Origin of the sequence: Agromyces sp. CCNWLW203, from assembly GCF_036576125.1 — a bacterium.
Lineage (GTDB): Bacteria > Actinomycetota > Actinomycetes > Actinomycetales > Microbacteriaceae > Agromyces.
The window spans coordinates 36,095-57,019 of sequence record NZ_JAZHYX010000002.1 but is presented as its reverse complement, the minus strand read 5'-3'; the positions used below and the strand labels follow the sequence as shown (position 1 = coordinate 57,019).

The 20,925-nt window shown below is 71.4% G+C and carries 30 protein-coding genes; 15 read left to right on the top strand and 15 right to left on the bottom strand.

The features are described from left to right. Nucleotides 1-7 precede the first annotated feature (7 nt). Together VPH61_RS05935 and VPH61_RS05930 are read left to right on the top strand one after the other, a co-directional pair. The gene (locus VPH61_RS05935; protein ID WP_332062604.1) at nt 8-502 is read left to right on the top strand and encodes a SprT-like domain-containing protein; all 495 of its coding nucleotides are present in this window, start codon (nt 8-10) and stop codon (nt 500-502) included. An 82-nt stretch (nt 503-584) separates the two neighbouring features. Next, on the top strand, nt 585-1,196 hold the full coding sequence (locus VPH61_RS05930) for a CGNR zinc finger domain-containing protein (protein ID WP_332062603.1): 612 nt from the start codon (nt 585-587) through the stop codon (nt 1,194-1,196). Between the two features lie 22 nt (nt 1,197-1,218). On the opposite strand, the gene VPH61_RS05925 is transcribed toward VPH61_RS05930, so the two are convergent. Continuing rightward, entirely contained in the window at nt 1,219-1,794 is a 576-nt protein-coding gene (locus VPH61_RS05925; RefSeq protein WP_332062602.1) for a hypothetical protein, read from the bottom strand. Nucleotides 1,795-1,844: 50 nt separating this feature from the next. Then, entirely contained in the window at nt 1,845-3,098 is a 1,254-nt protein-coding gene (locus VPH61_RS05920; protein WP_332062601.1) for a hypothetical protein, read from the bottom strand. A gap of 100 nt (nt 3,099-3,198) precedes the next feature. Here VPH61_RS05920 and VPH61_RS05915 point away from each other — a divergent pair, with 100 nt between their 5' ends. From VPH61_RS05915 to VPH61_RS05900, 4 genes are all read left to right on the top strand, one after another. Continuing rightward, nucleotides 3,199-3,738, top strand: coding sequence for a hypothetical protein (locus VPH61_RS05915; protein WP_332062600.1), 540 nt, complete (start codon nt 3,199-3,201; stop codon nt 3,736-3,738). Then, nucleotides 3,735-4,364, top strand: coding sequence for a DUF1684 domain-containing protein (locus VPH61_RS05910; protein ID WP_332062599.1), 630 nt, complete (start codon nt 3,735-3,737; stop codon nt 4,362-4,364). The genes VPH61_RS05915 and VPH61_RS05910 overlap by 4 nt, the downstream gene beginning before the upstream one ends. A 298-nt stretch (nt 4,365-4,662) precedes the next feature. Then, nucleotides 4,663-6,237: a DEAD/DEAH box helicase gene (locus VPH61_RS05905; RefSeq protein ID WP_332062598.1), complete on the top strand. Its 1,575-nt coding sequence runs from the start codon at nt 4,663-4,665 to the stop codon at nt 6,235-6,237. Between the two features lie 398 nt (nt 6,238-6,635). Next, complete coding sequence (locus tag VPH61_RS05900; protein WP_332062597.1) at nt 6,636-7,193, top strand: hypothetical protein; 558 nt, start codon at nt 6,636-6,638, stop codon at nt 7,191-7,193. Here VPH61_RS05900 and VPH61_RS05895 read toward each other — a convergent pair. The 3 genes from VPH61_RS05895 to VPH61_RS05885 all read right to left on the bottom strand — a co-directional run bounded on the left by VPH61_RS05895 (nt 7,190) and on the right by VPH61_RS05885 (nt 9,307). After that, nucleotides 7,190-7,855, bottom strand: coding sequence for an FMN-dependent NADH-azoreductase (locus VPH61_RS05895; protein ID WP_332062596.1), 666 nt, complete (start codon nt 7,853-7,855; stop codon nt 7,190-7,192). The genes VPH61_RS05900 and VPH61_RS05895 overlap by 4 nt on opposite strands. Nucleotides 7,856-7,943: 88 nt before the next feature. Continuing rightward, nucleotides 7,944-8,678: an SDR family NAD(P)-dependent oxidoreductase gene (locus tag VPH61_RS05890; RefSeq protein ID WP_332062595.1), complete on the bottom strand. Its 735-nt coding sequence runs from the start codon at nt 8,676-8,678 to the stop codon at nt 7,944-7,946. Between the two features lie 2 nt (nt 8,679-8,680). Then, a complete protein-coding gene (locus VPH61_RS05885; protein WP_332062594.1) occupies nt 8,681-9,307 on the bottom strand; it encodes an NADPH-dependent F420 reductase in 627 nt (208 codons plus the stop codon). Between the two features lie 222 nt (nt 9,308-9,529). On the opposite strand from VPH61_RS05885, the gene VPH61_RS05880 reads away from it, so the two are divergent. Beyond that, nucleotides 9,530-10,192 (top strand): TetR/AcrR family transcriptional regulator, encoded by a 663-nt coding sequence (locus VPH61_RS05880; RefSeq protein WP_332062593.1) that lies wholly within the window; start codon nt 9,530-9,532, stop codon nt 10,190-10,192. An 8-nt stretch (nt 10,193-10,200) separates the two neighbouring features. On the opposite strand, the gene VPH61_RS05875 is transcribed toward VPH61_RS05880, so the two are convergent. The 4 genes from VPH61_RS05875 to VPH61_RS05860 all read right to left on the bottom strand — a co-directional run bounded on the left by VPH61_RS05875 (nt 10,201) and on the right by VPH61_RS05860 (nt 12,387). Then, nucleotides 10,201-10,704: a hypothetical protein gene (locus tag VPH61_RS05875; protein ID WP_332062592.1), complete on the bottom strand. Its 504-nt coding sequence runs from the start codon at nt 10,702-10,704 to the stop codon at nt 10,201-10,203. Next, a complete protein-coding gene (locus VPH61_RS05870; RefSeq protein ID WP_332062591.1) occupies nt 10,701-11,330 on the bottom strand; it encodes an RNA polymerase sigma factor in 630 nt (209 codons plus the stop codon). The genes VPH61_RS05875 and VPH61_RS05870 overlap by 4 nt, the downstream gene beginning before the upstream one ends. Before the next feature lie 198 nt (nt 11,331-11,528). Continuing rightward, the gene (locus VPH61_RS05865; protein WP_332062590.1) at nt 11,529-11,936 is read right to left on the bottom strand and encodes a VOC family protein; all 408 of its coding nucleotides are present in this window, start codon (nt 11,934-11,936) and stop codon (nt 11,529-11,531) included. A 10-nt stretch (nt 11,937-11,946) separates the two neighbouring features. Next, nucleotides 11,947-12,387 carry a helix-turn-helix transcriptional regulator gene (locus VPH61_RS05860; RefSeq protein ID WP_332062589.1) on the bottom strand — a complete coding sequence of 147 codons (441 nt, stop codon included), beginning with the start codon at nt 12,385-12,387 and terminating at the stop codon, nt 11,947-11,949. 71 nt (nt 12,388-12,458) lie between these two features. On the opposite strand from VPH61_RS05860, the gene VPH61_RS05855 reads away from it, so the two are divergent. Further along, entirely contained in the window at nt 12,459-12,962 is a 504-nt protein-coding gene (locus tag VPH61_RS05855; RefSeq protein ID WP_332062588.1) for a GNAT family N-acetyltransferase, read from the top strand. A gap of 9 nt (nt 12,963-12,971) precedes the next feature. Here VPH61_RS05855 and VPH61_RS05850 read toward each other — a convergent pair whose 3' ends face one another. Continuing rightward, nucleotides 12,972-13,553: an NUDIX hydrolase family protein gene (locus VPH61_RS05850; protein ID WP_332062587.1), complete on the bottom strand. Its 582-nt coding sequence runs from the start codon at nt 13,551-13,553 to the stop codon at nt 12,972-12,974. A 36-nt stretch (nt 13,554-13,589) separates the two neighbouring features. On the opposite strand from VPH61_RS05850, the gene VPH61_RS05845 reads away from it, so the two are divergent. After that, nucleotides 13,590-14,255, top strand: coding sequence for an alpha/beta hydrolase (locus tag VPH61_RS05845; protein ID WP_332062586.1), 666 nt, complete (start codon nt 13,590-13,592; stop codon nt 14,253-14,255). A gap of 42 nt (nt 14,256-14,297) precedes the next feature. On the opposite strand, the gene VPH61_RS05840 is transcribed toward VPH61_RS05845, so the two are convergent. Continuing rightward, nucleotides 14,298-14,678 carry a DUF5997 family protein gene (locus VPH61_RS05840; protein WP_332062997.1) on the bottom strand — a complete coding sequence of 127 codons (381 nt, stop codon included), beginning with the start codon at nt 14,676-14,678 and terminating at the stop codon, nt 14,298-14,300. A 133-nt stretch (nt 14,679-14,811) separates the two neighbouring features. Between VPH61_RS05840 and VPH61_RS05835 the strand changes: the two genes are divergently transcribed. Both VPH61_RS05835 and VPH61_RS05830 read left to right on the top strand, forming a co-directional pair. Beyond that, a complete protein-coding gene (locus VPH61_RS05835; RefSeq protein WP_332062585.1) occupies nt 14,812-15,519 on the top strand; it encodes a LysR family substrate-binding domain-containing protein in 708 nt (235 codons plus the stop codon). Beyond that, nucleotides 15,516-16,274, top strand: a complete 759-nt coding sequence (locus tag VPH61_RS05830) for a glutamine amidotransferase (RefSeq protein ID WP_332062584.1) — start codon at nt 15,516-15,518, stop codon at nt 16,272-16,274. The genes VPH61_RS05835 and VPH61_RS05830 overlap by 4 nt, the downstream gene beginning before the upstream one ends. 73 nt (nt 16,275-16,347) lie before the next feature. Here the strand turns inward: VPH61_RS05830 and VPH61_RS05825 are convergent, their stop codons facing one another. The 4 genes from VPH61_RS05825 to VPH61_RS05810 all read right to left on the bottom strand — a co-directional run bounded on the left by VPH61_RS05825 (nt 16,348) and on the right by VPH61_RS05810 (nt 18,570). Beyond that, a complete protein-coding gene (locus VPH61_RS05825) occupies nt 16,348-16,623 on the bottom strand; it encodes a GlsB/YeaQ/YmgE family stress response membrane protein (protein ID WP_056011036.1) in 276 nt (91 codons plus the stop codon). Between the two features lie 115 nt (nt 16,624-16,738). After that, complete coding sequence (locus tag VPH61_RS05820) at nt 16,739-17,554, bottom strand: YidC/Oxa1 family membrane protein insertase (protein WP_332062583.1); 816 nt, start codon at nt 17,552-17,554, stop codon at nt 16,739-16,741. 122 nt (nt 17,555-17,676) lie between these two features. Further along, complete coding sequence (locus tag VPH61_RS05815) at nt 17,677-17,970, bottom strand: DUF6412 domain-containing protein (RefSeq protein WP_332062582.1); 294 nt, start codon at nt 17,968-17,970, stop codon at nt 17,677-17,679. Nucleotides 17,971-18,030: 60 nt separating this feature from the next. Next, nucleotides 18,031-18,570 carry a GNAT family N-acetyltransferase gene (locus VPH61_RS05810; RefSeq protein ID WP_332062581.1) on the bottom strand — a complete coding sequence of 180 codons (540 nt, stop codon included), beginning with the start codon at nt 18,568-18,570 and terminating at the stop codon, nt 18,031-18,033. An 88-nt stretch (nt 18,571-18,658) separates the two neighbouring features. Between VPH61_RS05810 and VPH61_RS05805 the strand changes: the two genes are divergently transcribed. The 4 genes from VPH61_RS05805 to VPH61_RS05790 are packed head-to-tail and all read left to right on the top strand — an operon-like array spanning nt 18,659 to nt 20,888. Continuing rightward, nucleotides 18,659-19,732, top strand: coding sequence for a DNA polymerase IV (locus VPH61_RS05805; protein WP_442879062.1), 1,074 nt, complete (start codon nt 18,659-18,661; stop codon nt 19,730-19,732). Nucleotides 19,733-19,791: 59 nt separating this feature from the next. After that, nucleotides 19,792-20,169: a three-helix bundle dimerization domain-containing protein gene (locus tag VPH61_RS05800; protein WP_332062580.1), complete on the top strand. Its 378-nt coding sequence runs from the start codon at nt 19,792-19,794 to the stop codon at nt 20,167-20,169. A 31-nt stretch (nt 20,170-20,200) separates the two neighbouring features. Further along, entirely contained in the window at nt 20,201-20,521 is a 321-nt protein-coding gene (locus tag VPH61_RS05795; protein WP_332062579.1) for a DMT family transporter, read from the top strand. A 1-nt stretch (nt 20,522) separates the two neighbouring features. Then, complete coding sequence (locus VPH61_RS05790) at nt 20,523-20,888, top strand: DMT family transporter (protein WP_332062578.1); 366 nt, start codon at nt 20,523-20,525, stop codon at nt 20,886-20,888. Nucleotides 20,889-20,925 lie beyond the last annotated feature (37 nt).

The following is a 20,925-nucleotide window of genomic DNA, read 5'->3' as shown; positions in this document are numbered from 1 at the left end:
CGGTTCCATGGCGGATCTCGAGCGGGTTCGGCGATGGGCCGAGGCGCTCATCGTGCTGCACCTCGACGTGACGTGGAGCTTCGCCTTCGACAACGCGAAGAAGCGCGCCGGCCTCTGCAACTACACCGAGAAGCGCATCTCGGTGTCGCGCTACCTCGCCGCCCGCTACGACGACGACGAGATCCATCAGATCCTGCTGCACGAGGTCGCCCACGCGCTCGCGGGCCCGCGTGCCGGGCACGGACCCAAGTGGGCGTCGGTCGCCGCCGACCTCGGCTACGTCGGCCGGCGCACCCACGACGGAGAGGTCGCGCACGAGCTCGCGCCGTGGATCGGGCAGTGCCCCGCGGGCCATGAGCACTTCCGGTACCGCCAGCCGCAGCGGCAGCTGAGCTGCGGCCTGTGCCGACGCGGCTTCGACCGCGCCAACCTCATCGTGTGGCGGCGCCGCGAGATCACCGCCGCGGTGCGCCGCAGGGCTGCGAGCGCCGCGACCGGCTGACCGATATGCCGACGGGTGCATGCACGCCGAGCAGCCCGTCGCACCGTCGGAAGGAGCCGTCGCCACCGGCTAGATTGGTGGCGTGCCCGTCTCAACCGTCTCGATCCCCGTCGGGCAGTGGTTCATCACCGCCGAGGGTGTTCGCTGGTGGTTCGACTCGGGTTCGTTCGCGCTCGATTTCGCCTACACCGGCCAGATCGGCGGGCTCCGCACCGACGAGCAGCTGCATGCGCCCGACGACCTCACGCGCTGGCTGCACGAGCGCTTCCCCGTCGCGGTCGGCGCGGCCCGCTCGCGCGACCTCTTCGACGCGATCGCCCTGCGCGACGCGATCAGCCGCATGGCGGTCGCCGTGAGCGATGGCGAGCCGGTGCGTCCGGCGGACATCGACCTCGTGAACCTCTACGCGGCGACGCCCGACGTTCCCCCGTCGCTCGCGGGCGGCACCCGCCAAGCCGGCCGCTCGGTGCAGACCGTGGCGCAGGCGCTCTCGACCATCGCGCGCGACGCCGTCGACCTCTTCTCGCCCGGCAACACCGAGCGCGTGCGCTGCTGCTCGGGCGCCGACTGCACGGTCGTCTACCTCGACACCTCGCGGGCCGCGAGTCGCCGCTGGTGCTCGATGCAGCGCTGCGGCAACCGCGCCAAGGTGCGCGCGCACCGCGCCCGCAAGGCCGAGCGCGCGGCAGCCTGACCCGCGCGGACAGGCGCGGCGCTCAGTCGGCGGATGCCTCGGCGCCCGCCCTGATCACTCGCGGCTCGTCGCTCGCATCGAGCACCGCCGCAGCATGCAGCTCGTCTGCGCTCATGCCTGCAGCGAGCGCGGCGCGCCCGGATACCGACGCCGACGTCAGGTGACGCACTGCGCGGCGCAGCCCGCCGAAGGCCGAAGCGGCGACGGCCGCCTCTGGCGAGGTGTCGTCGATGCCGAGCGCAGCGAGTGCGTCGATCACGGCGCCGGCGCCCAGCAGATCATCGGCCGGGAATCCCGTCTCGGCATCGCCGGCCGCGACGATCGCGATGAACGCGCGCTCGCCCAGACGCTCCTGTTCGGCGAGGATCCATCGTGCCGTCGCCGTGGCGTCGACCAGTCCCGCCTCGATCACCGCGGCTCGGTTCGGCGCGGCGGCGATGATCTGGTCATTCCGCACGGACGACTCGGCATCGGCCAGCACGTCGACCAGCACGAGCACGTGAACGCCCTCGGCGATGCGCGCTGCACCGCGGCGCCCCCAGTCGAACCGCACCTGGTACTTGGACTGCGCTGCGGGATCGGGGCTCTGCACGTTCACCCGCACAGGTTATCCGGTGCACGCCTCGTGCTCCGCCGTGTGACGTCGCGTCAGTGCCCGCGGTACAGCGCGAGCGCCTCGGCGTCGCTCGCTCGCGAGGTCGCGCGGCGGGCGGCGTCGAGCGCGGCGACGGGGTCGGGCTCCTGGTGTGCGATCACGAGTTGGCGTTCGGCTTCGGCCAGCCGCGTCCGCGCATCGGCACCGACGGGGTGACCGCCCCGCTCGATCGCGGCCCGCGCCACGCGCAGTTGGCTCTCGGCGATCGCGATCGCGCCGCCGAGGGCTCCCCGGGCACCGTCGAGCCGGCCCTGGGCGTTGCGTGCAGCGGCGCGCGCCACCTCGAGCCGGTCGCGGCAGGCGCGCAACCGGTCGCGACCCGTGAACGGGTCCCCGGCGAGTGCAGCGCGATCGGCCATCGCTGCCGATCCGGCGCCGATCGCCGCGCCGAGGGCCTCGGCGGCGTCGGGACCCTCCTGCGCGTCGCGCTCGCGTCGCGCGGCCACGAGCTCGCCGTCGAGCGCGGCGGCCTCCTCCGCGGCATCCGCCTGGGCCTTCGCGAGCGCCAGCTCGAGCGCGTCGATCTCATCGAGGTCTCGGCCGGCCCGCGCCAGCCCGTCGCCCGCTGCGCCGAGCAGTTCGGCGGCCGGCTCCGTGCGCGCGAGTCTGGACTCCGCCTCGTCGAGCGAGGCCGTGACCGCAGCGAGCGCCGCATCGACGCGCACCTCGGCGCCACGCGCCGTCGCGAGCGCCGACTCCGCGAAACGGGTGGCGAGCCGGCCGAGCATCGCGTCGGCCTCTACGCGGCGGCGAGCGAGTCGGTCGGCTTGGGCACGCAGGGCCGGCAGCTCGGCATGGGCGCCGCGTTCGGTGCGGCGGCGGCCCGCGAGTGCCGACTCGGCGTCGTCGAGTGCGCCGATCGCCGAGGTGCAGAGTCCTTCGATGCGCGCGGTCCAGTTGCGGCGCTCGGCTGCGGTGTCGGCCTCGGCGTCGTCGAGGCGCTGCTGCAGGATGAACGCCTCGCGCATCCACGTTCGGGCCGAGTCGATCGCCCCGCGCAGTGAGCGCGAGGCGTCGGCGCCGAACTGCGCCTCCGCGAACGCGAGCTCGCGCTCAGCGTCGCGCACGGCGTTGTCGGCCCGCACGATGAGGCCCTTGGCGCGCACCTCGGCCTCGGCCCCTGCCGCGAGCGCCGCGCGTTCGCGCCGGGCACCGCCACGTCGCAGGGCCACGACTCCGACGATGAGCGCAGCCGCCGCCGCGGCGAAGACGAGGAGGGAGGGCAACCACCAGAGCGCGTCGGGCATGTGCCGGAGTCTAGGCGTTCGGGGTTCGCCGACGCCGAGTACCCGCTCCGAATCCGGCGCGGCGCTTGGCTGCGGCATCCGCGCGCACTACCGTCGGCTCATGCGGGTGCTTCTGAAACTCACGCTCGACTGCGCACCGGATGCCGCGTGGCGGGCCCTTCGGAGCCCGGCCGTGCTGCGCGAGGTGGTCGCCCCGTGGCTCGACTTCGAGTCGCTCGAGCCGGGCGGCCTGCCGACGACGTGGCCCGATGGGCCGCACCGGCTGCGCGTGCTCGCCTTCCGCCGGTTCCCGGCCGGCGAGGAGCGCGTCGAGCTGACGAGCCCCGGCGGCCTGCCCGCCGGTGTGCGCATGCTCCGTGACGCCGGCGGGGCCGACACGGGGCCGTTCGCCGCATTCGACGAGTGGGATCATCGCATGGCCGTCTCGGCGCTGCCCGACGGGCGCACGCTCTACCGCGACCAGTTGCGGGCGACGGCCGGCGCTCTCGACGCGCTCGCCTGGTATCCGACGTGGGCGTTCTGGCAGTGGCGCGGCATGCGGCTGCGACAGCTCGCGCCGACGTGGCGCTACGACCCACCGGGCACGGCGGATGCCGAGGCCGAAGCCGATGCCGAGGCGGCTGCCGAGGCGGCGTCATGACCGACTCGATCGCCGCGCTGCAGCTCGCCGACTGGCGCCGACGCGTCTTCGGCCTCTACTCGGGCGTGCGACAGCTCAGCGTGCACTCGCCGGCGGCCGGACACGAACTGTGGAAATCGGCGCGCGACGAGCTCTTCGCGGGGCATCCGCAGTCGCCGCTGCTGCCCGACGACCGCGCCCGCTTCACCGGGCTCACGGTCTCGCGGTACGACCCCGACTGGCGGTTCGAGCTCGAGGTGCGGCGACCGGCGGAGCCCATGCGGCTCGTCGTCGACAGCGCGAGCGACGGTGCGATCCCGTTCTCGCTCGTCGGCGAGGTGCGCGTGCCCTACCTGGGCTCGCTCGACGTGTGGCGGCTCACGAGCTACGGCGGCGGACTCTTCGTGCCGGTCAAGGACACGCTGGCCGGCGCCCCCGGCGGCACCTACGGCGGCGGTCGCTACCTGCTCGACACCGTGAAGGGCGCCGATCTCGGGCCGGGCGCCGACCCCGACTCGCTCGTCATCGACTTCAACTTCGCCTACAACCCGTCGTGCGCCTACGACCCCTCGTGGTCGTGCCCGCTGGCCCAGCCGGGCAACACTGTGCGTCACGAGGTGCCGGTCGGCGAGCGGATGCCGCGGTGACGCGAGCACCCGCGACATCGCCGTCTCCCGGCCCGCCACACGCCGTTTTCCAGCCGCTCAGGGCATGCACAGCGCGGCATCCGCTAGACTGTCTCACGGTGTGCGCGATGATCGCGCCGCCTGCGTCGTAGAAACGCTTTCCGGACACTGTCCGCTGTCTCCACAGCACAGGGGTCCGTGACTCTCATACGGCGAACGGATGCGCCGACCGGCGCCTTCGCCAACACCCACCGCCGGGTCTCATCTTCCGTTCGCGGAAACCTCGATCCTGCGGTGTGCTCTGCCCTGAAAGGCACCAGTGACCGACATCACCTTCAGCACGCTCGGCGTGCCCGCCCCCCTCGTCGCGGCCCTCGCCGCCGACGGGAAGACCACCGCGTTCCCGATCCAGGTCGACACGCTGCCCGACACGCTCGCCGGACGCGACGTGCTCGGCCGCGGCAAGACCGGGTCGGGCAAGACCATCGCCTTCGCGCTGCCCATGGTGGCGCGCCTCGGCACTTCGCTCGCCGGCGGCCGTCGCCGCCCGGGCCGCCCCCTCGCGCTCGTGCTCGCTCCGACCCGTGAGCTCGCCACGCAGATCGACGCGGTGCTCGCGCCGCTCGCCGCCGCGTACGACCTGAAGACCACGACGATCTTCGGCGGCATCAACCAGAAGCGCCAGGTCGACGCCCTGCGCGCCGGCGTCGACATCGTCGTCGCCTGCCCGGGCCGCCTCGAAGACCTCATGAAGCAGGGCTTCGTGACGCTCGACGCGATCGAGATCACCGTGCTCGACGAGGCCGACCACATGGCCGACCTCGGCTTCCTCCCCGTCGTCACGCGCATCATGGACAAGACCCCCTCGGGCGGTCAGCGCCTGCTCTTCTCGGCGACGCTCGACAACGGCGTGGACAAGCTCGTCAAGCGCTTCCTCCACAACGAGGTGATGCACTCGGTCGACGAGGCCACCTCGCACGTCGCCGCGATGACCCACCACGTGTTCGAGGTCGCCGACGTCGACGCGAAGAACGACCTCGTGAAGGCGCTCGCGTCGGGCACCGGCCGCCGCATCCTCTTCATGCGCACGAAGCACCACGCCAAGAAGCTCGCGAAGAAGCTGACCGAGCAGGGCATCCCCGCGGTCGACCTGCACGGCAACCTGTCGCAGCCGCAGCGCGACCGCAACCTCGCCGCGTTCTCCGACGGCTCGGCCAACGTCATGGTCGCCACGGATGTCGCGGCGCGCGGCGTGCACGTCGACGCCATCGAGCTCGTGATCCACGTCGACCCGCCCATGGAGCACAAGGCGTACCTGCACCGCTCGGGCCGCACGGCACGCGCCGGCAGCGAGGGCGACGTCGTCACCATCAGCCTGCCCGCGCAGAAGCAGGACCTGAAGACGCTGCTCCGCAAGGCCGCGATCACCGTCACGCCGCAGCAGGTCACCGCGACCTCGCCGGCCGTGACCGCCCTCGTCGGCGACGTCGCACCGTACGTGAAGCCGGCCCCGCGCTCCGAGGCCCAGCACCAGGGCGGCGGCGGTCGCTCGCAGGGCGCCAACGCCCAGCGCAAGCGCGCCGCTCGCGACGAGCGCGGCGGCGAGCGCAGCGGTGAGGCCCGCACGGGCGGCCAGGGTCGCGGCCGCGGCCGCGGCGGCAACGCCGGTCAGTCGGATGTCGCCGGCGCACCCCGTCGCGACCGTTCGGGTCGCCCGGCCGAAGCTCGCGCGAACGCCCCCAAGCAGGGCGGCGGCCAGGGCCGCGGCGCACAGACGACGGGCGCCCAGCGCTCGAGCTCCAACCGCTCCTCGGGCGGCAAGGCACCCCTGCGCGTCGGCAGCCTCGTCTCGCCCTCGGGCAACTCGCGCGGCAACCGCCGCGCACAGGGCTAGCCCCACGCTCGACAGCAGATGCTGAACGGCCCCGACGAGTTCGCTCGCCGGGGCCGTTCGCGTTCGCGCCGCCATCCCGGCGGTGCCGGCCAGAGTCCCCCGACGGGCCGGCACCGGCGACATGGCGGCGCGAACCTCAGGTGCCCGACAACATGACCCTCCCGATGTCGCCGCCCACCACGAGCGCGATGACGACGGCCGCCGCCATGGCTGCAGCGATCATCGCGGTCGTCAGCACCGTCATGCGTCGCATCGCAGCCTCCATCGCTCACATGGGTATGTCCGGCGGGTACAGGGCGGTTCCATCGGATCCGGTCTGGTTCCGAGGGAACTCGGCGACCCGTGTCGGACATACCCGTGCAGGCCGTCGCCCGGGCGGCGTGAAGAGGAGGGACCCGATGCCTCGCATCACCGTCATCAGCGCCGCGTTCGTGGCCGCGCTCGTACTCGCCGGCCTCGGTGCGGTCTCGCCCGCCACCGCGGCCGAGACGCCCCACAGCCGCTCGAAGGCATCCGCCGTCGAGCACTGCGCCGTGGAAGTGCAGGCCGTCGGCGAGCGGGCCGCGCCACCCGTCCCGGTCTGCTTCACCGAGCCCGAGGGCGTCGAGCGGTATCTCGACGCGATCGGCACCGCCGATGCGTCCGGGCGTGCGGTCGCCGCCGCCTCGACCTCGCTCGGCACCGTCTACTCCAACAGCAACGGCGGCGGTTCCAGCCTCACGTTCTGGGGGTCGAGCGGATGCTACGGCGTCGTGTTCGGCTTCTCGAGCATGCCCTCGGGCTGGAGCAGCAACGTCAGTTCCGCCGGCGGCTCCAATGGGTGCTGGGTGACCCTCTACGGCGCGACCGGGTACGGCGGCTCACGGCTGAACTGCACGCCGTGGTGCGGCGGGATCGGCGGCCTCAACGATCAGGTGAAGTCGATCGTGTTCCGCCCGACCGGCACGTTCGGCTAGGCCGAGGCAGCGGCACTGCGTCCGACCCGTCGGGCGAGCTTGCGTCCTTCGACCTCGGCAGCTCGAAGCGCCTCGATGCGCATGGTCTCCGCCATGCCCGTGAACGGGTCGAGGGCGGGGTTGACACCGACCAGGGTGAACCGGCGGTCGACGGTGACGAGGTCGAGTCCGAAGACGTCGACGAGGATGCGCCCCAACCACGAGGTGGAGTGGTCCCATCCCTCCTTCGGCGACCCTGGCCCGTAGTTTCCACCCGAAACGGTGACCAGCAGTGCGGGGCGATCGCGCAGCTCGGGGCCGCCCTCGTCGATGCGGGGGTCGGTGTACAGGACGTCGAACCACGTCTTGATGTGCTGCGAGACGCCGTAGTTGTAGAGCGGCACCGCGAAGAGGAAGGTGTCGGCCGCGATCAGTTCGTCGGCCAGTGCGGTTGCGAGCTCGACGGCGCGGTGCTGTGCGGAAGTGCGGGCGCCCAGCGGCAACTGCTGTCCCACGACGGCGTCCGCCCACACCGTGGACGGGAGCGGGCTCCTGCCGATGTCGCGGCGGATCACCGGCTCGTCAGGGTGTGCGGTGGTCCATTCGGCTTCCACGATGTCGGCGAGCTCTCGGCTCGCGGATCGGTCGGGGAAGATGCTCGCGTCGAGGCGAAAGAGGGTCACGGGGTTTCCTGTCCAGTTCGGTCGTTCTCGGGGATCCATTCGAGGGCGGGCACACCGCCGGTGGGCGCTTCGCCCACCGGCGGCGCGCTCAGATCACGGTGGTGCCGCCGTCGGCGACCAGCTCCATGCCGTTGACGTAGCTGGAGTCGTCGGAGGCGAGGAACAACGCGACCGCCGCGATCTCCTCGGGGCTGCCCATCTCCCGCCGCGGGATCACGGACTCGAACATCGCCTTCATCTCCGCGCTCAGCACGTCGCCCATCATCGGCGTCGCGACCGAACCGGGCGTGAGTACGTTCACCCGGATCCGCCGATCGCGGAGTTCCGCCACCCAGACCCGTGCGTAGGCTGGCAGCACGGCCTTGCTGGCGGCGTACACACTCCAATCGGGATAGCCCCGGAGCGAAGCGTTCGACCCGGTCATGAAGATCGAACCTCCATCGTTGAACAGTGGAAGCGCCTTCTGCACGGTGAACAGCGTGCCGCGCGCGTTCAATGAGAAGGCGGCATCGAACTGCTGCTCGGTGATCTCGCCGAGCCTGCCCTGTGCGCCGCCGCCGGCGCTCGTCCACAGCACGTCGATCGCGCCCTTCTCCTGCGCGACCGTCTCGAACAGGCGGTCGAGGTCATCGAGGTCGGTCGAGTCGGCCTGCACGCCGGTCACGTTCCGGCCGATCAGCTCGACGGCTGCCTCCACCGCGCCCTGTCGCCGGCCCGTGATGAAGACGTGGGCACCTTCATCGACGAACAACTTGGCACCGGCCAGCGCCATGCCGCTCGTCGCGCCGGTGATCACCGCGACCTTGCCATCGAGCTTTCCCATGATCACTCGGTCCCTGCGCCGTTGACGCCGAACGAGATGCCGAAGCCCAGGCCGTTTCGGGCCAGGCCCACCTCGAGCAGTCCCGCGCCCTCCAGCCAGTGCGCCATGCTCAGGTCGCCGGCGTCGCGGGGGCGAAGGCCGAGGGTCGTGATGAACGCCGAGACGCTCGCCTTCGCCCGCGTGTCGTCACCGGCCATGAACACGTCCACCGGGTCGCCCGCTGCCAGAACGTGGCTGAACAGGGTGTTGAACGCCTTCACGACCCGGGTGGTCGAAGGGGCCGCCTCGGCGATCATCTGCGCGACGGAGGTGTCGTGAGGCACGGCCAGCCCGGAGGCGTCTGCGTTGAATGGATTCGTGATGTCGACGACGATCTTGTCGGCCAGCGCCTCCCCGTACTGGCTGACGACCGGCACGGCACCTGCGAACAGGACGGCGATGATGACGATGTCCCCGGTCGGCGTGGCGCGCCACGCCCCGGTCGTGGCACCGTTGCCGAGCGCCCGGGCAAGGGCGGCGGCCTTGTCCGGATTCCGGGCCATGACCTCGACGGTGTTGCCTCCCTCGAGTGCCAGGGTGCCGATGGCTCTGGCCATGTTCCCCGACCCGATGATGCTGATGCTGCTCATGCGTGCTCCTTCGTGGTGTCGTGTCGATCGACGCGGGTTCTCACCCGGGCTCGATCAGAGGCACCAAGGTGAGGCACCCCTCCGGTCACTGAATGGAACCGGAGGGGTACCTCACCTATTCCTGGAATCGGCAGGAACCTCTGCAGCAGGCGCTGCCCGTGACGCGTCCTTCGCTGCAGGCCGACCCCGGTCTCCCTCGGGCTTCCGAGATAGATTGGCTCTGTGAGCATCAGCGACGTCGAGCGGGCGCGGAAGCCCCTGCGCCGGGATGCCCAGGAGCGCCATGATCGGCTCATCGTCGCGGCGCAGCGCGAGTTCGCCGCCCGCGGCGTGGATGCCTCCCTGGAACGGATCGCGCGCGACGCCGATGTCGCCATCGGGACCCTGTACCGCCACTTTCCGACCCGACTCGATCTGCTCCTGGCCGCCCTCGAACCTCGACTGCGGGAGTTCGAAGACGGGTCGAGGAAGGCCCTCGAGATCGACGACCCGTGGGACGGGTTCGTCTCCTACCTCGAGAACCTGTTCCGCGTGCAGGCCGGAGATCGAGGCTTCAACGACTTCCTCTCACGCCGCTTCCCCGGCAGCGCCGAGACCGAGCGCATCCACGACCGGATGTGCCGACAGATCGAGGACGTGCTCACCCGGGCCCAGGAAGCCGGCGAGGCGCGCTCCGACATCACGATGGCCGACATCGTCAACCTCATCTGGTCGAACGGCCGGATGATCGACGCCACCAGCGCCACCGCGCCGAACGCGTGGCGGCGCCATCTCTTCCTCATGCTCGACGCCTACCGGGCGCAACGGGCGCATCCGATTCCCGAGCCGCCGATGACGGACGAACAGCTCTACGACGCCATGGTCCATCTCAGCACCGCGGAGTAAGCGGCTGCCTAGTCGCCGAGCGGCGCGAGCCCGAGCGCGGCGCAGATCGACACGTTCGACGACGGCACCACCGCCGCGCTCCCGTCTGCCATGACGCAGGCCTGCAGCTCGCCCGGCACCCGGCCGGGCGGGTTGCTGGCCGACGTCGGGTCGAACGCCTCGTCGAACACGCCCTGCTCCCACATGAGCGTGCAGAGCCCGACCGCGTCGGCGACACGGCCGGCGCCGCCCGGCGCCGCGATCGTGGCCGACGAACCGGGATAGCTGCCGTCGGCGCCCCGCTCGTCCTGCGTCATGCAGAGCACCACCTCGGTGTTCGACACGGCCGTCGGCTTCAGCAGCACCGCACCGGCAGTCGCCGCGACACCGATCGCGAGCACGCCGACGCCGCTCCAGCCGAGCACCCGCCGTCGGCGGCGCTTCGCATGCACCACCGGTTCGGCGCGCACGTGCTCCACGAGCATCGCGCGGATCGCTGCGGCCCGCTCGGGACGCATCTCGGGCCCGGTCATCGCGTCACCTCCAGATCGTGATCGTCGGCGGGTGGAATCGTCGGAGGCGCAGTCGCGTGGCCGGGATCGCGGAGCGGTCCGAGTTCAGCCTGCAGCTTCGCCCTGGCCCTCGAGAGCCGGGACTTCACGGTACCGACCGGCAGGTCCAGCACGCTCGCGACCGTCGCCATCGGCAACTGGTCGACGAGGCAGAGATCGACGATGCGCCGGTCGCTCGCACCGAGGCGCTGCAATGCGGCAGTGATCTGCTGCGACATCCGCTCGCTGTCGAGACGATCGCCGACCTCGTGGCTCGGGTCGAGTTCGTGCTCGGCCGCCGGGAGCTTCGCGAGCAGCCGCCGGTAGCGCCGTGCCGAGCGGTCGGCGTTGAGCGACACGTTGGTGGTCACGACGAGGAGCCAGGGCAGGAGCGAGCCGTCGACGAACCGCACGTCGCGGCGACGACGCCACGCCTCGAGGAAGACGACGGCGACGACGTCTTCGGCATCGGTGCGATCGAGCACCCGGGAATACGCCTTGCGGAAGATGCGCGCGCGATAGCGGTCGTAGACGACCCCGAACGACGCCTCGGTGCCCGAGGTGGCCTCGAGCCAGAGCGCGGCGTCAGATCGGGCGTCGTCAAGCATGGTCGAGCCAGCCTAACCGGGCTTCGCGCGGCCCCCGCGCCCGTGGTGTCATGCGAGCGGCGACCGGCCCCCGGCGCGGCATCGTGATCGTCCATCCGGCGCTCCCCCTCTGAGACCGCGCCCGATGGGACCGCCTCGCTCACAGGGGAATGTCCGGACGAGGCCGCCTGGTTCCGCCGCGCTGCTGCCCGATCGCCGTCAGGCGGGGGCCTGCGCGATGCGCACGGTGTTGCCCGAGGGGTCGCGGAACGCGCAATCGCGAGGGCCCCAGCCCTGGTCGATGGGCTCCTGCAGCACCTCGGCACCCGAGGCGCGCACGGTCTCGAACGTCGCGTCGACGTCGTCGGAGCTGAAGACGAACAGCGGCAGCACGCCCTTCGTGAGCAGCTCCTGCAGCGTGTCGCCGTCGGCCTGCGAACGGCCGGCGTGGGGCACCGAGAGCACGATGCCGAGTCCCGGCTGGGCATCGCTGCCGAGCGTGACCCAGCGGTACTCGCCCGAGGTCACGTCGTTGCGCACCTCGAGGCCGAGCGCGTCACGGTAGAAGCCGAGCGCCTCGTCGACGTCGTTGACGGTGATGTTGGTGTACTGGAGTGCGATGGTCATGGCTTCGAACCTATGCGGCCGTGCCGGCGGTCGCTTCTCCGTTCCTGCTCGATGCTGGGCGTGCGGGGCGGGTGAGGGTTCTCGCCACGAACGGCGGCATCGCCTTGACCGCCTCGTGCTCGTGACGTCGGTACTCGGTCGGCGTCTCGCCGACGATCTCGGTGAACTTCGAGCTGAAGGAGCCGAGCGAGGTACAGCCGACCTGCATGCACGCGTCGGTGACGCTCACGCCAGCTCGGAGCAGTGCCATCGCCCGCTCGATCCTGCGGGTCATCAGATGGCTGTAGGGCGTCTCGCCGTAGGCGGCCTTGAACTGGCGGGAGAAGTGCGCGGGCGACATGAGTGCCTTCGCGGCCATGGTCGGCACGTCGAGCGGCTTCGCGTACTCGCGGTCGATCAGGTCTCGAGCACGGCGCAGGTGTGCGAGGTTCTCGAGCTCCTGCGGAGTCATGCTGCCACGGTATCACCGGGGCACCGGCCGCTCGATTTCGCGCGACGCGCGAGCTGGCTTAGTCTCGGGGCATGAGCACCGAAGTCGTTGCCGAAGTCGTCGTCCGCCCCATCCGGGACTCCGATGTGGAAGCCCTGGGCCGCGTTCACGCGACCTGCTGGCACGAGACCTACGACCACCTGATCAGTGCCGCCGCGTTCGAGCACCTCTCCCCCCGCCGCATGGCCGAACTGTGGAACCACTACGCCGAGCGAGGCGAGGAGTACTCGCAGTTCGCCGCCCTCGTCGACGGCGAGATCGTCGGCTTCGTCGGCTCGGGCCCGGCTCGCGACGAGAACCCGCCGCGCGAGCGCGAGCTCTACTTCATCTACCTGCTCGACGCCTATCACGGCACGGGCATCGGCCAGAAGCTCTTCGACGCCGCGTGCGGCGACGGGCCCGGCTACCTCTGGGTCGCCGAGGACAACCCGCGCGCCCACCGCTTCTACGCCCGCAACGGCTTCACGCCCGACGGTGCGGCGCAAGACGTGCCGTTCCTCGGAGAAGAGATCCACGAGGTGCGACTGGTCCGCTGAGGCGCGGATTCAGGGCAGCGCGCCCACGGAGGCGAGGGCCTGCTTGACGAGCGTGCCCCGCCCGCCCTCCATCTCGGCGGCGATGCTCGGGCTGACGGCCTCTGCGGGAGTCATCCACGTGACCTCGAGCGCGTCCTGTCGCGGCTCGCACGTGCCGGTGACCGGCACGACGAAGGCGAGCGACACCGCATGCTGCCGCTCGTCGCTGAACGGCGTGACGCCGGGCATCGGAAAGTACTCGGCGACGCTGAAGGGCACCGAGCTCGCCGGCAGCAACGGGAACGCCATCGGCCCGAGATCCTTCTCGAGGTGGCGGAACAGCGCATCGCGGATGGTCTCGGCGTACATGACGCGGCCCGACACCAGGGTGCGGGTAATCTCGCCCACGGCGTTCGCGCGCAACAGCACGCCGACCTCGGTCACCTGGCCGAGCCCGTCGACGCGCACGGGCACCGCCTCGACGTAGAGCAGCGGCAGTCTGCCCCGTACCTCGGCGAGTTCGAGGTCGGAGAGCCACCCCGGATTCGCCGGCGGCCTGACGACGGGTTCGTCGTCGGGGTTCCAGTCCGGGTCGGGGGTGCGTACGCTCATGCCTCGATTCTGCCCCACACCGCTAGCGTTGACCCCATGGCGAGCGTGCAGATCGATGACGAGGCGGTGCTGTGGTCGGCGTCCGCGGCCGACCGGGCGGGTCGTCCGCTCCTCCTGCTGCTGCACGGCTACAACTCGAACGAGGGCGACCTGTTCGGCCTCGCACCCTACCTGCCGCTCTCACCCGCGGTCGCGTCGCTGCGCGCCCCGACCTTCACCGGGTACGGGCATGCCTGGTTTCCGCTGACGAACGAGGGCGTCGGGTTCTCGATCGAGGGGGCGGATGCCGCGGTCACCGCGATCCTCGAATGGCTCGACCGCGTTGCTCCCGACACCTCGTCGGTGGGTCTCCTCGGCTTCTCGCAGGGCGGGGCGATGGCGATCGAGCTGCTGCGCCGTGCGCCCGAGCGCTTCGCGTTCGTCGTGAGCCTCGCGGGGTTCGCGCTTCCGGGTGATCGCGCGGGCGACAAGCGGATGTCGGAGCTCCTGCCGCCCGTCTTCTGGGGGCGCGGCACGGTCGACGAGGTGATCCCCGCGGCATCCGTCGCCCGCACGCAGGCCTGGCTGCCCGCGCATTCGTCACTCGACGAGCGCATCTACGAGGGGCTCGGCCACTCGGTGTCCGAGCTCGAGCTCGCCGACGCCGCGGCGTTTCTCGCCGAGCGCTACTCGGCACCGCCGGTCACTCCGCCGGTCGAGTAGCGAAGCGTATCGAGACCCCGACCGCCGGTCGAGGAGCAGGGGCTAGACGCCCGAGCCGCCACTGCGGCGCGCGGCGCGCTCCTTGTCGCGCTCGGAGACGCGGATCTTCTCGGCGCGCACGGCCGCCTGCGTGGCGCGCTCGGTGACGAGCCAGGCCGGCGGCGCCTCGAGCAGCGCCTTGATCTCGGCGGTCGTCAGCGGTTCATCGACACCGCTGCGGGCGAGGCCCGAGTTCGAGATGCCGAGCTTCGCGGCGATCACGGTGCGCGGGTGCGGGCCCTCGCGGCGCAGCGTCTCGAGCCACTCGGGCGGCTCGGCCATGAGCTTCGCGAGCTCGTCGCGCGTGATGAGGCCCTCGCGGAACTCCTCGGGCGCGGCCTCGAGGAGGATGCCGAGCTTCTTGGCTGCGGTCTCCGCCTTCATGGTCTGGGAGTTCTTCGACTGGCTCACTCCCTCACCGTATCCCGTCCGGGCGCTTCCTCCCACCGGGAGCCCGGTCGACCATCGTCTACGCTGGGAGCAGGCTGAACACGGCTGCAGGGGAACGGGGGCCGAGGTGACACTGCGACTCCGCTACGTCGCCGGCGTGAGCCCGTCGAAGTGGTTGCGGGTGTGGAACGATCTGCGCCCCGACCTGCCCCTCGAGGCGATCGTCGCCGAGGAGTCGGAGCAGCTCGATGCCCTCCTCGCGGGCGAGGCCGACATCGCGTTCGTGCGCCACCCCGTCGACACCGAGGGCATGCACGCCGTCGCGCTCTGGGAGGAGCTCGCGGTCGTCGTGCTGCCGAAGGAGCATCCGCTCGCCGAGGCAGAATCGCTCACGCTCGCCGACCTCGAGGGCGAGGCCCTCGCCCCGGTGCAGGCCGACCCCGCGATGACGATCGAGCTCGTCGCCGCCGGCACGGGGCATGCGATCGTGCCGCACTCGGTCGCGCGCCTGCACCGACGCAAAGACGTGGTCGCGGTTCCGCTGACCGACGCGCCGCCGACGCAGATCTCGCTGGTCTGGCCGCGCGAGCGCGACGACGCCGACATCCAGCAGTTCGTCGCCGTCGTGCGCGGCCGCGGTGCGAAGAGCTCGCGCGGGTCGGCCGACGACCCGCCCCCGATGAAGCCCGCGAAGGCGGCGAAGCTCGCCGCAGCCGAGCGGCGCGCCGCGGCCGCGAAGTCGGGCGACGGCAAGGGCAAGGGCAAGAAGAGCGGTCGCCCGGCCCCGCGCACCGGAGCGGGTGCGAAGCAGCGCAGCCGCAGGAGAGGTCGATGAGCGGCAAGCCCTTCCTCTTCCTCTCCGCACGCCCCGAGGTCGAGGCCGTCGGCCCCGAGTACGAGTCGGTGCGCCGTGCGATGGGCGTCGACGCCGGGCTGCTCGAGCACATGCGCCTCGATGTCGACCCGCTCGGCGAGATCGACATCGCGCTCGACGCCTACGCCGGCATCGTCGTCGGCGGCAGCCCGTTCAACGTGACCACGCCCGAGGCTGGCAAGCACGAGGTGCAACGCCGCGTCGAGGCCGACCTCACGCGCCTCGCCGAGCGGGCGCTCGCTGTCGACTTCCCGCTCATGCTCACCTGCTACGGCATCGGCGTGCTCACGCGGCTGCTCGGCGGCGAGGTCGGCACGATGCACGGCGAAGACGCCCAGGCCGTCGAGATCCGGCTCACGGCCGACGGCGCCGCCGATCCCCTCGTCGGCGGGCTCCCCCACCGATTCGACGCGCTCGTCGGACACAAGGAGGCCACCGACCGCCTGCCCGACGACGCCGTGCTGCTCGCCTCATCGGCGGGCTGCCCCGTGCAGATCTACCGGGTCGGCACCGGCGTCTACGCGACCCAGTTCCATCCCGAGGTCTCGACCGCCGATTTCATCGCCCGCGCGCAGGTGTACCGCCACCACGGCTACTTCCCGGCGAGCGAACTTCGCGAGGTCGGCGAGCGGCTGGCCGCGGCATCCGTCACCGAACCGCAGCGGATGCTTCGTCGCTTCGCCGAACTCGCAGACGCACGCGCCGCGAGCCGCTGACGCGCGAGTGAGCCGCGTGCCGGCCGCTGCGACTCGGTCGCAGCGGCCGGCACGCGGCCTTGACCGTTCGGAACTACGCGGCCGTGCTCTTGCTGCGGCCCCGGGTGATGAGTCCCCAGATCAGCAGCACGATGATCGATCCGGCGATGGCGAGGAGCCACGTGCCGAGGTCCCAGAACTGGTCCATGCCGATGCCGAAGATGGCACTGCCGATCCAGCCGCCGAGGAGGGCCCCGACGACACCGAGCAACAGCGTGACGAACCATCCGCCGCCCTGGTTGCCGGGCAGGATCAGCTTGGCGATCGCCCCGGCGATGAGGCCGAGGATCAGAAACGCGAGGAAACTCATGTTGTGCTCCTTCGTTCGATACCCCAACGAAACCACCACGGATCGGCCGGTGCAAGTCCCTTGCCCCGCGTGGCGCCGATGCGATATTGCGCCGATCGCGCCGATTCCGTGCTGATCAGGCCGTTGCCACCTCGAAGAGCGGGTAGCGGCGGCGCAGCAGCATCCGCTGCACGAGCGTCCAGGCGACCGTGACGAACAGATACAGCGCCGCGGCGAGCGGCACGAAGATCGCGATCACGGCGGTGATGAACTGCAGCGCGCCGAGTGCCCGGGTCATGCCCGGCGCGGCGAGCAGGGCAGCGGATGCCGCAGCGGGATCGTTCGAGGCCGCGGCATCCGCTCGCTTCGTGGCGGCGGCAGCAGCGGCGGGCGGTTTCGGCTGGAAGACGCGCCGCGTGAGCTCGCCGACGACCGCGATGCCGACGATCACGATGCCGAAGACCGCGAGAGCACCCGGGGTCAGCGTGCCCGAGACGATCTGGCCCGCGAGGCTCGACCCGAGCGGCACGCCGAAGAACGTCTGCTCGAGCAGGGCGTTCGGGTGCCCCGCGATCGTCGGCAGGATGAAGAGCGCGTAGATCACGCCGACGACGGGCGCCTGCACGAGCATCGGCAGGCAGCCGGCGAAGGGCGTCGTGCCCTCGTCGCCGTAGAGCTTCATCGTCTCGCGCTGCAGTCGCTCGGGGTTGTTCTTGTGCTGCTTCTGCAGGGCGGCGAGCTTCGGGGCGAGGCGCGAGCGCATCTGCTCGGCCCTGGCCTGCGAGAAGCCGACGGGAATGAGCACCGCGCGCACGAGCAGCGTGACGAGCACGACGGCGGCCGCGGCGCTCGCGATGCCGATGACGGGGTCGAGCAGGGCGGCGAGGGCCATGAGCACGGCGTGCGCGCCGTCGAGGAGGGCGGCGATGGGTGGGAAGGCGTAGAGGTCCATGAGGTGTTCCTTGCGGTCGAGGGATGACTGGATCCGTCTGGCCGCGAGGGAACGCCGAAGGGCACGCCCGAGCGGGCGGTGCACGGGGCCGGGCGGGCGCCGTGCTGTTCGGTCGAGTGCTGCTACGCGGCCGCGAGGCCGCGTGCCGGCGCACGGGGGCGCGCACGCCCGGGGGCGTCGGGGTCGCTCTGCGCGAGGAGTCGCCACGGGTCGGCCGTCTGGCGGAACCGGGTGGCAGCGCCGCTCGCGTCGGCGGCGACCATCGCGGGCAGCGACTGGCAGGCGACGACCACCACGGCGACGGCGGCGGCGCCGACGACTCCGACGAGCACGACCGACATCTGCGCGTTCGAGGCGAGGGCGATCTCGAGCGAGGCCTGCGCGACGCGGAACAGAGCGACGAGGAGCTCGATCATGTCGGCTCCCCTCTGCGGCCCGGCGGGTCGCGATGGGTCAACGCTAACACCGTCGCCCGGCTACTCGTCGAGGAGCCGTTCGAAGAGCACGTGGTCCTGCCACTCCCCCGCGATGCGCAGGTAGCGCCGGGCGAGGCCGAACCGCTCGAAGCCGTTGTGCACGAGCACCGCCTGCGAGGCCGCGTTGTGCACGAGCGTCCCGGCCTGCACGCGGTGCAGGCCGATGCCCCGGGCCGCGTGCACGGCGAGGCCCACCGCCATCGTCGCGAGGCCCCGCCCGTTGTACTCCGCGTCGATCCAGTAGCCGAGGTGGGCATTCTGGAACGCGCCGCGCACGATGTCGGAGAGGTTCAGGCGTCCGACGATGTCGTCGCCGTCGACGATGACGAACGGCACCGCGAGGCCGGCCTCGAAGCGCTGGAGCGTCGCCTCGACGTCGCGTCGATGCGTCTCGACGTCGAAGAACGCCTCGCTGCGTTCGGGCTCCCACGGCGCGAGGTGTTCGCGGTTACGGGAGTACGCCGCGGCGAGCGCGGGGCCGTCGCCGGGCGCGAGCTCGCGGAAGACGAGGCCGTCGCCGAGGTCGACCGGTTGCTGCACGTGCCTGCCTCCCTGTCGCGACTCCGGGCTCGGATGCCGCGGGCCGGTCAACCACGCTAACACCGCACTTGCGGTGCAGACTGGGGTGGTGACTCGCACGTCGTGGGTGCTACATGTCGACCTCGACCAGTTCGTCGCGGCCGTCGAGGTGCTGCGCCGCCCCGAGCTCGCGGGCAAGCCGGTCATCGTCGGCGGCCGCGGCGACCCGAGCGAACGCGCCGTCGTCTCGACCGCGTCGTACGAGGCGCGCGAGTTCGGCGTCGGTTCCGGGATGCCGCTGCGCATCGCCGCCCGCAAGGCGCCCGAGGCTGTGATCCTCCCGGTCGACGCGGAGGCGTATGCCGAGGCATCCGCTGCCGTGATGGCGACCCTGCGCCTGCAGCCCGGCGCGACCGTGCAGGTGCTCGGCTGGGACGAGGCGTTCGTCGGCGTCGAGACGGCCGACCCCGAGGCGTACGCCCGGTCGATCCAGCAGGCCGTGCTCGAGCGCACCCGGCTGCACTGCAGCGTGGGCATCGGCGACTCGCTCGTGCGCGCGAAGGTCGCGACGGGATTCGGCAAGCCGCGCGGGGTGTTCCGGCTCACGGCCGAGAACTGGCTCGAGGTGATGGGCGATCGCCCGACGATCGATCTCTGGGGCGTCGGCTCGAAGATCTCAAGGCGACTCGCGGGTCTCGGCATCACGACGGTCGCCGAGCTGGCCGCGGCCGACCTCGATGCCCTGGCCGGCGAATTCGGACCTCGCATGGGCCCCTGGTACGCGGAACTCGGTCGCGGCGACGGCTCGGCCGTCGTCGACGACACGCCCTGGGTCGCTCGCGGCCACAGCCGGGAGACGACGTACCAGCACGACCTCACGGAGCCCTCGCAGATCGAGGCCGCCGTGCGCGAGCTTGCCGCGCACGTGCTCGACGACGTCGCCGCCGAGGGCCGGCCGGTGATCGGGCTGACCCTCAAGGTGCGCTACTCGCCGTTCACCACGAAGGTCTTCACGAAGAAGATCCCGTCGACGAGCGATCGGGCCGCGGTGGTCGAGCGCGCGCTCGAACTCGTCGGCCGCATCGAGCCCGATCGGCCCATTCGCCTGCTCGGGCTGCGCGCCGAGATGACGATGCCCGATGACGCGCGCGAGGGGCACACGCCGACGCGCGGCGGCTGGTGAACCGACCGAAAGCATGCGGGGGTATTGATGCCCCGCGTCGCGGCGGCGAGACTTGCGGCATGGATCACACGGAAGAAGTACGCGCCGTCGACGAGGTGGTCGATCGACTCGTCGGCCGGTTCCCCGATCTCACCCGAGACCGCATCGCCGCCGTCGTCGAGGCGGCCCACCTCGAACTCGAGGGCAACCCCGTGCGCGACTTCGTTCCCGTGCTCGTCGAGCGCACCGCGAAGCAGCGTCTGAAGCAGGAGGCGACGGCGTCGCCCGTGATGGTCGAGTCGGTGCCGGGCGATTCAGTGCCGGGAGTTTCGGCGGTGGCCGATGCCGGCCGCCATGACGACGACCTCGTCGAGCTCGATCCGATGGAGATCGAACGTCGCGCTCGCGAGCGCGAATCCGGGTTCCTCTTCGGCGACCTCGGCGGCGGCCCGAATTGAGGCGCTCGCCGTCGATTTCGAGCGGAGCACGATGGACTGGGTGATCCTGATCGCCTCGGGCGTGCTCGAAGCGGTGTGGGCGACGGCGCTCGGCGCCTCGAAGAACTTCCGCCGGCCATGGCCGACGGCGCTCTTCGTCGTCGCGCTCGTGCTCAGCATGGCCGGGCTCGCGTTCGCCATGACCACCATCCCGGTCGGCACCGCCTACGCCGTCTGGGTCGGCATCGGGGCCGTGCTCACAGTGGCGTACGCGATGATCTTCGGCGGCGAGCGCGCGAGCCTCGTGAAGGTGCTGCTCCTCGTCGGCATCATCGGATGCGTCGTCGGCCTGAAGATCGTCGGGGAGGCCTGACATGTACTGGCCGATCCTCATCGTCAGCGCCGTGCTCGAAGCCGTGTGGGCGACCGCCCTCGGCTACTCCGAGGGGTTCTCGAACCTCGTTCCGACGATCGTGTTCTTCGTCGCGCTGATCGGCAGCATGGCGGGCCTCGCCTTCGCGATGCGCGGCATCCCGATCGGCACCGCCTACGCCGTCTGGACGGGGCTCGGGGCAGCGCTCACCGTGACCTACGCCATCACATTCGGCGGTGAATCGGCGAGCGTACTGAAGGTGCTCTTCCTCGCCGGCATCATCGCGTGCGTCATCGGGCTGAAGCTCGTGCACTCCCGTGAGGAGCGGGAGGCCGAATCTGCCGGTGTGCCGTCGATGGGCGAGTAATATACTACTCATCGCGCGACGGGCGACTGCCCGGCGA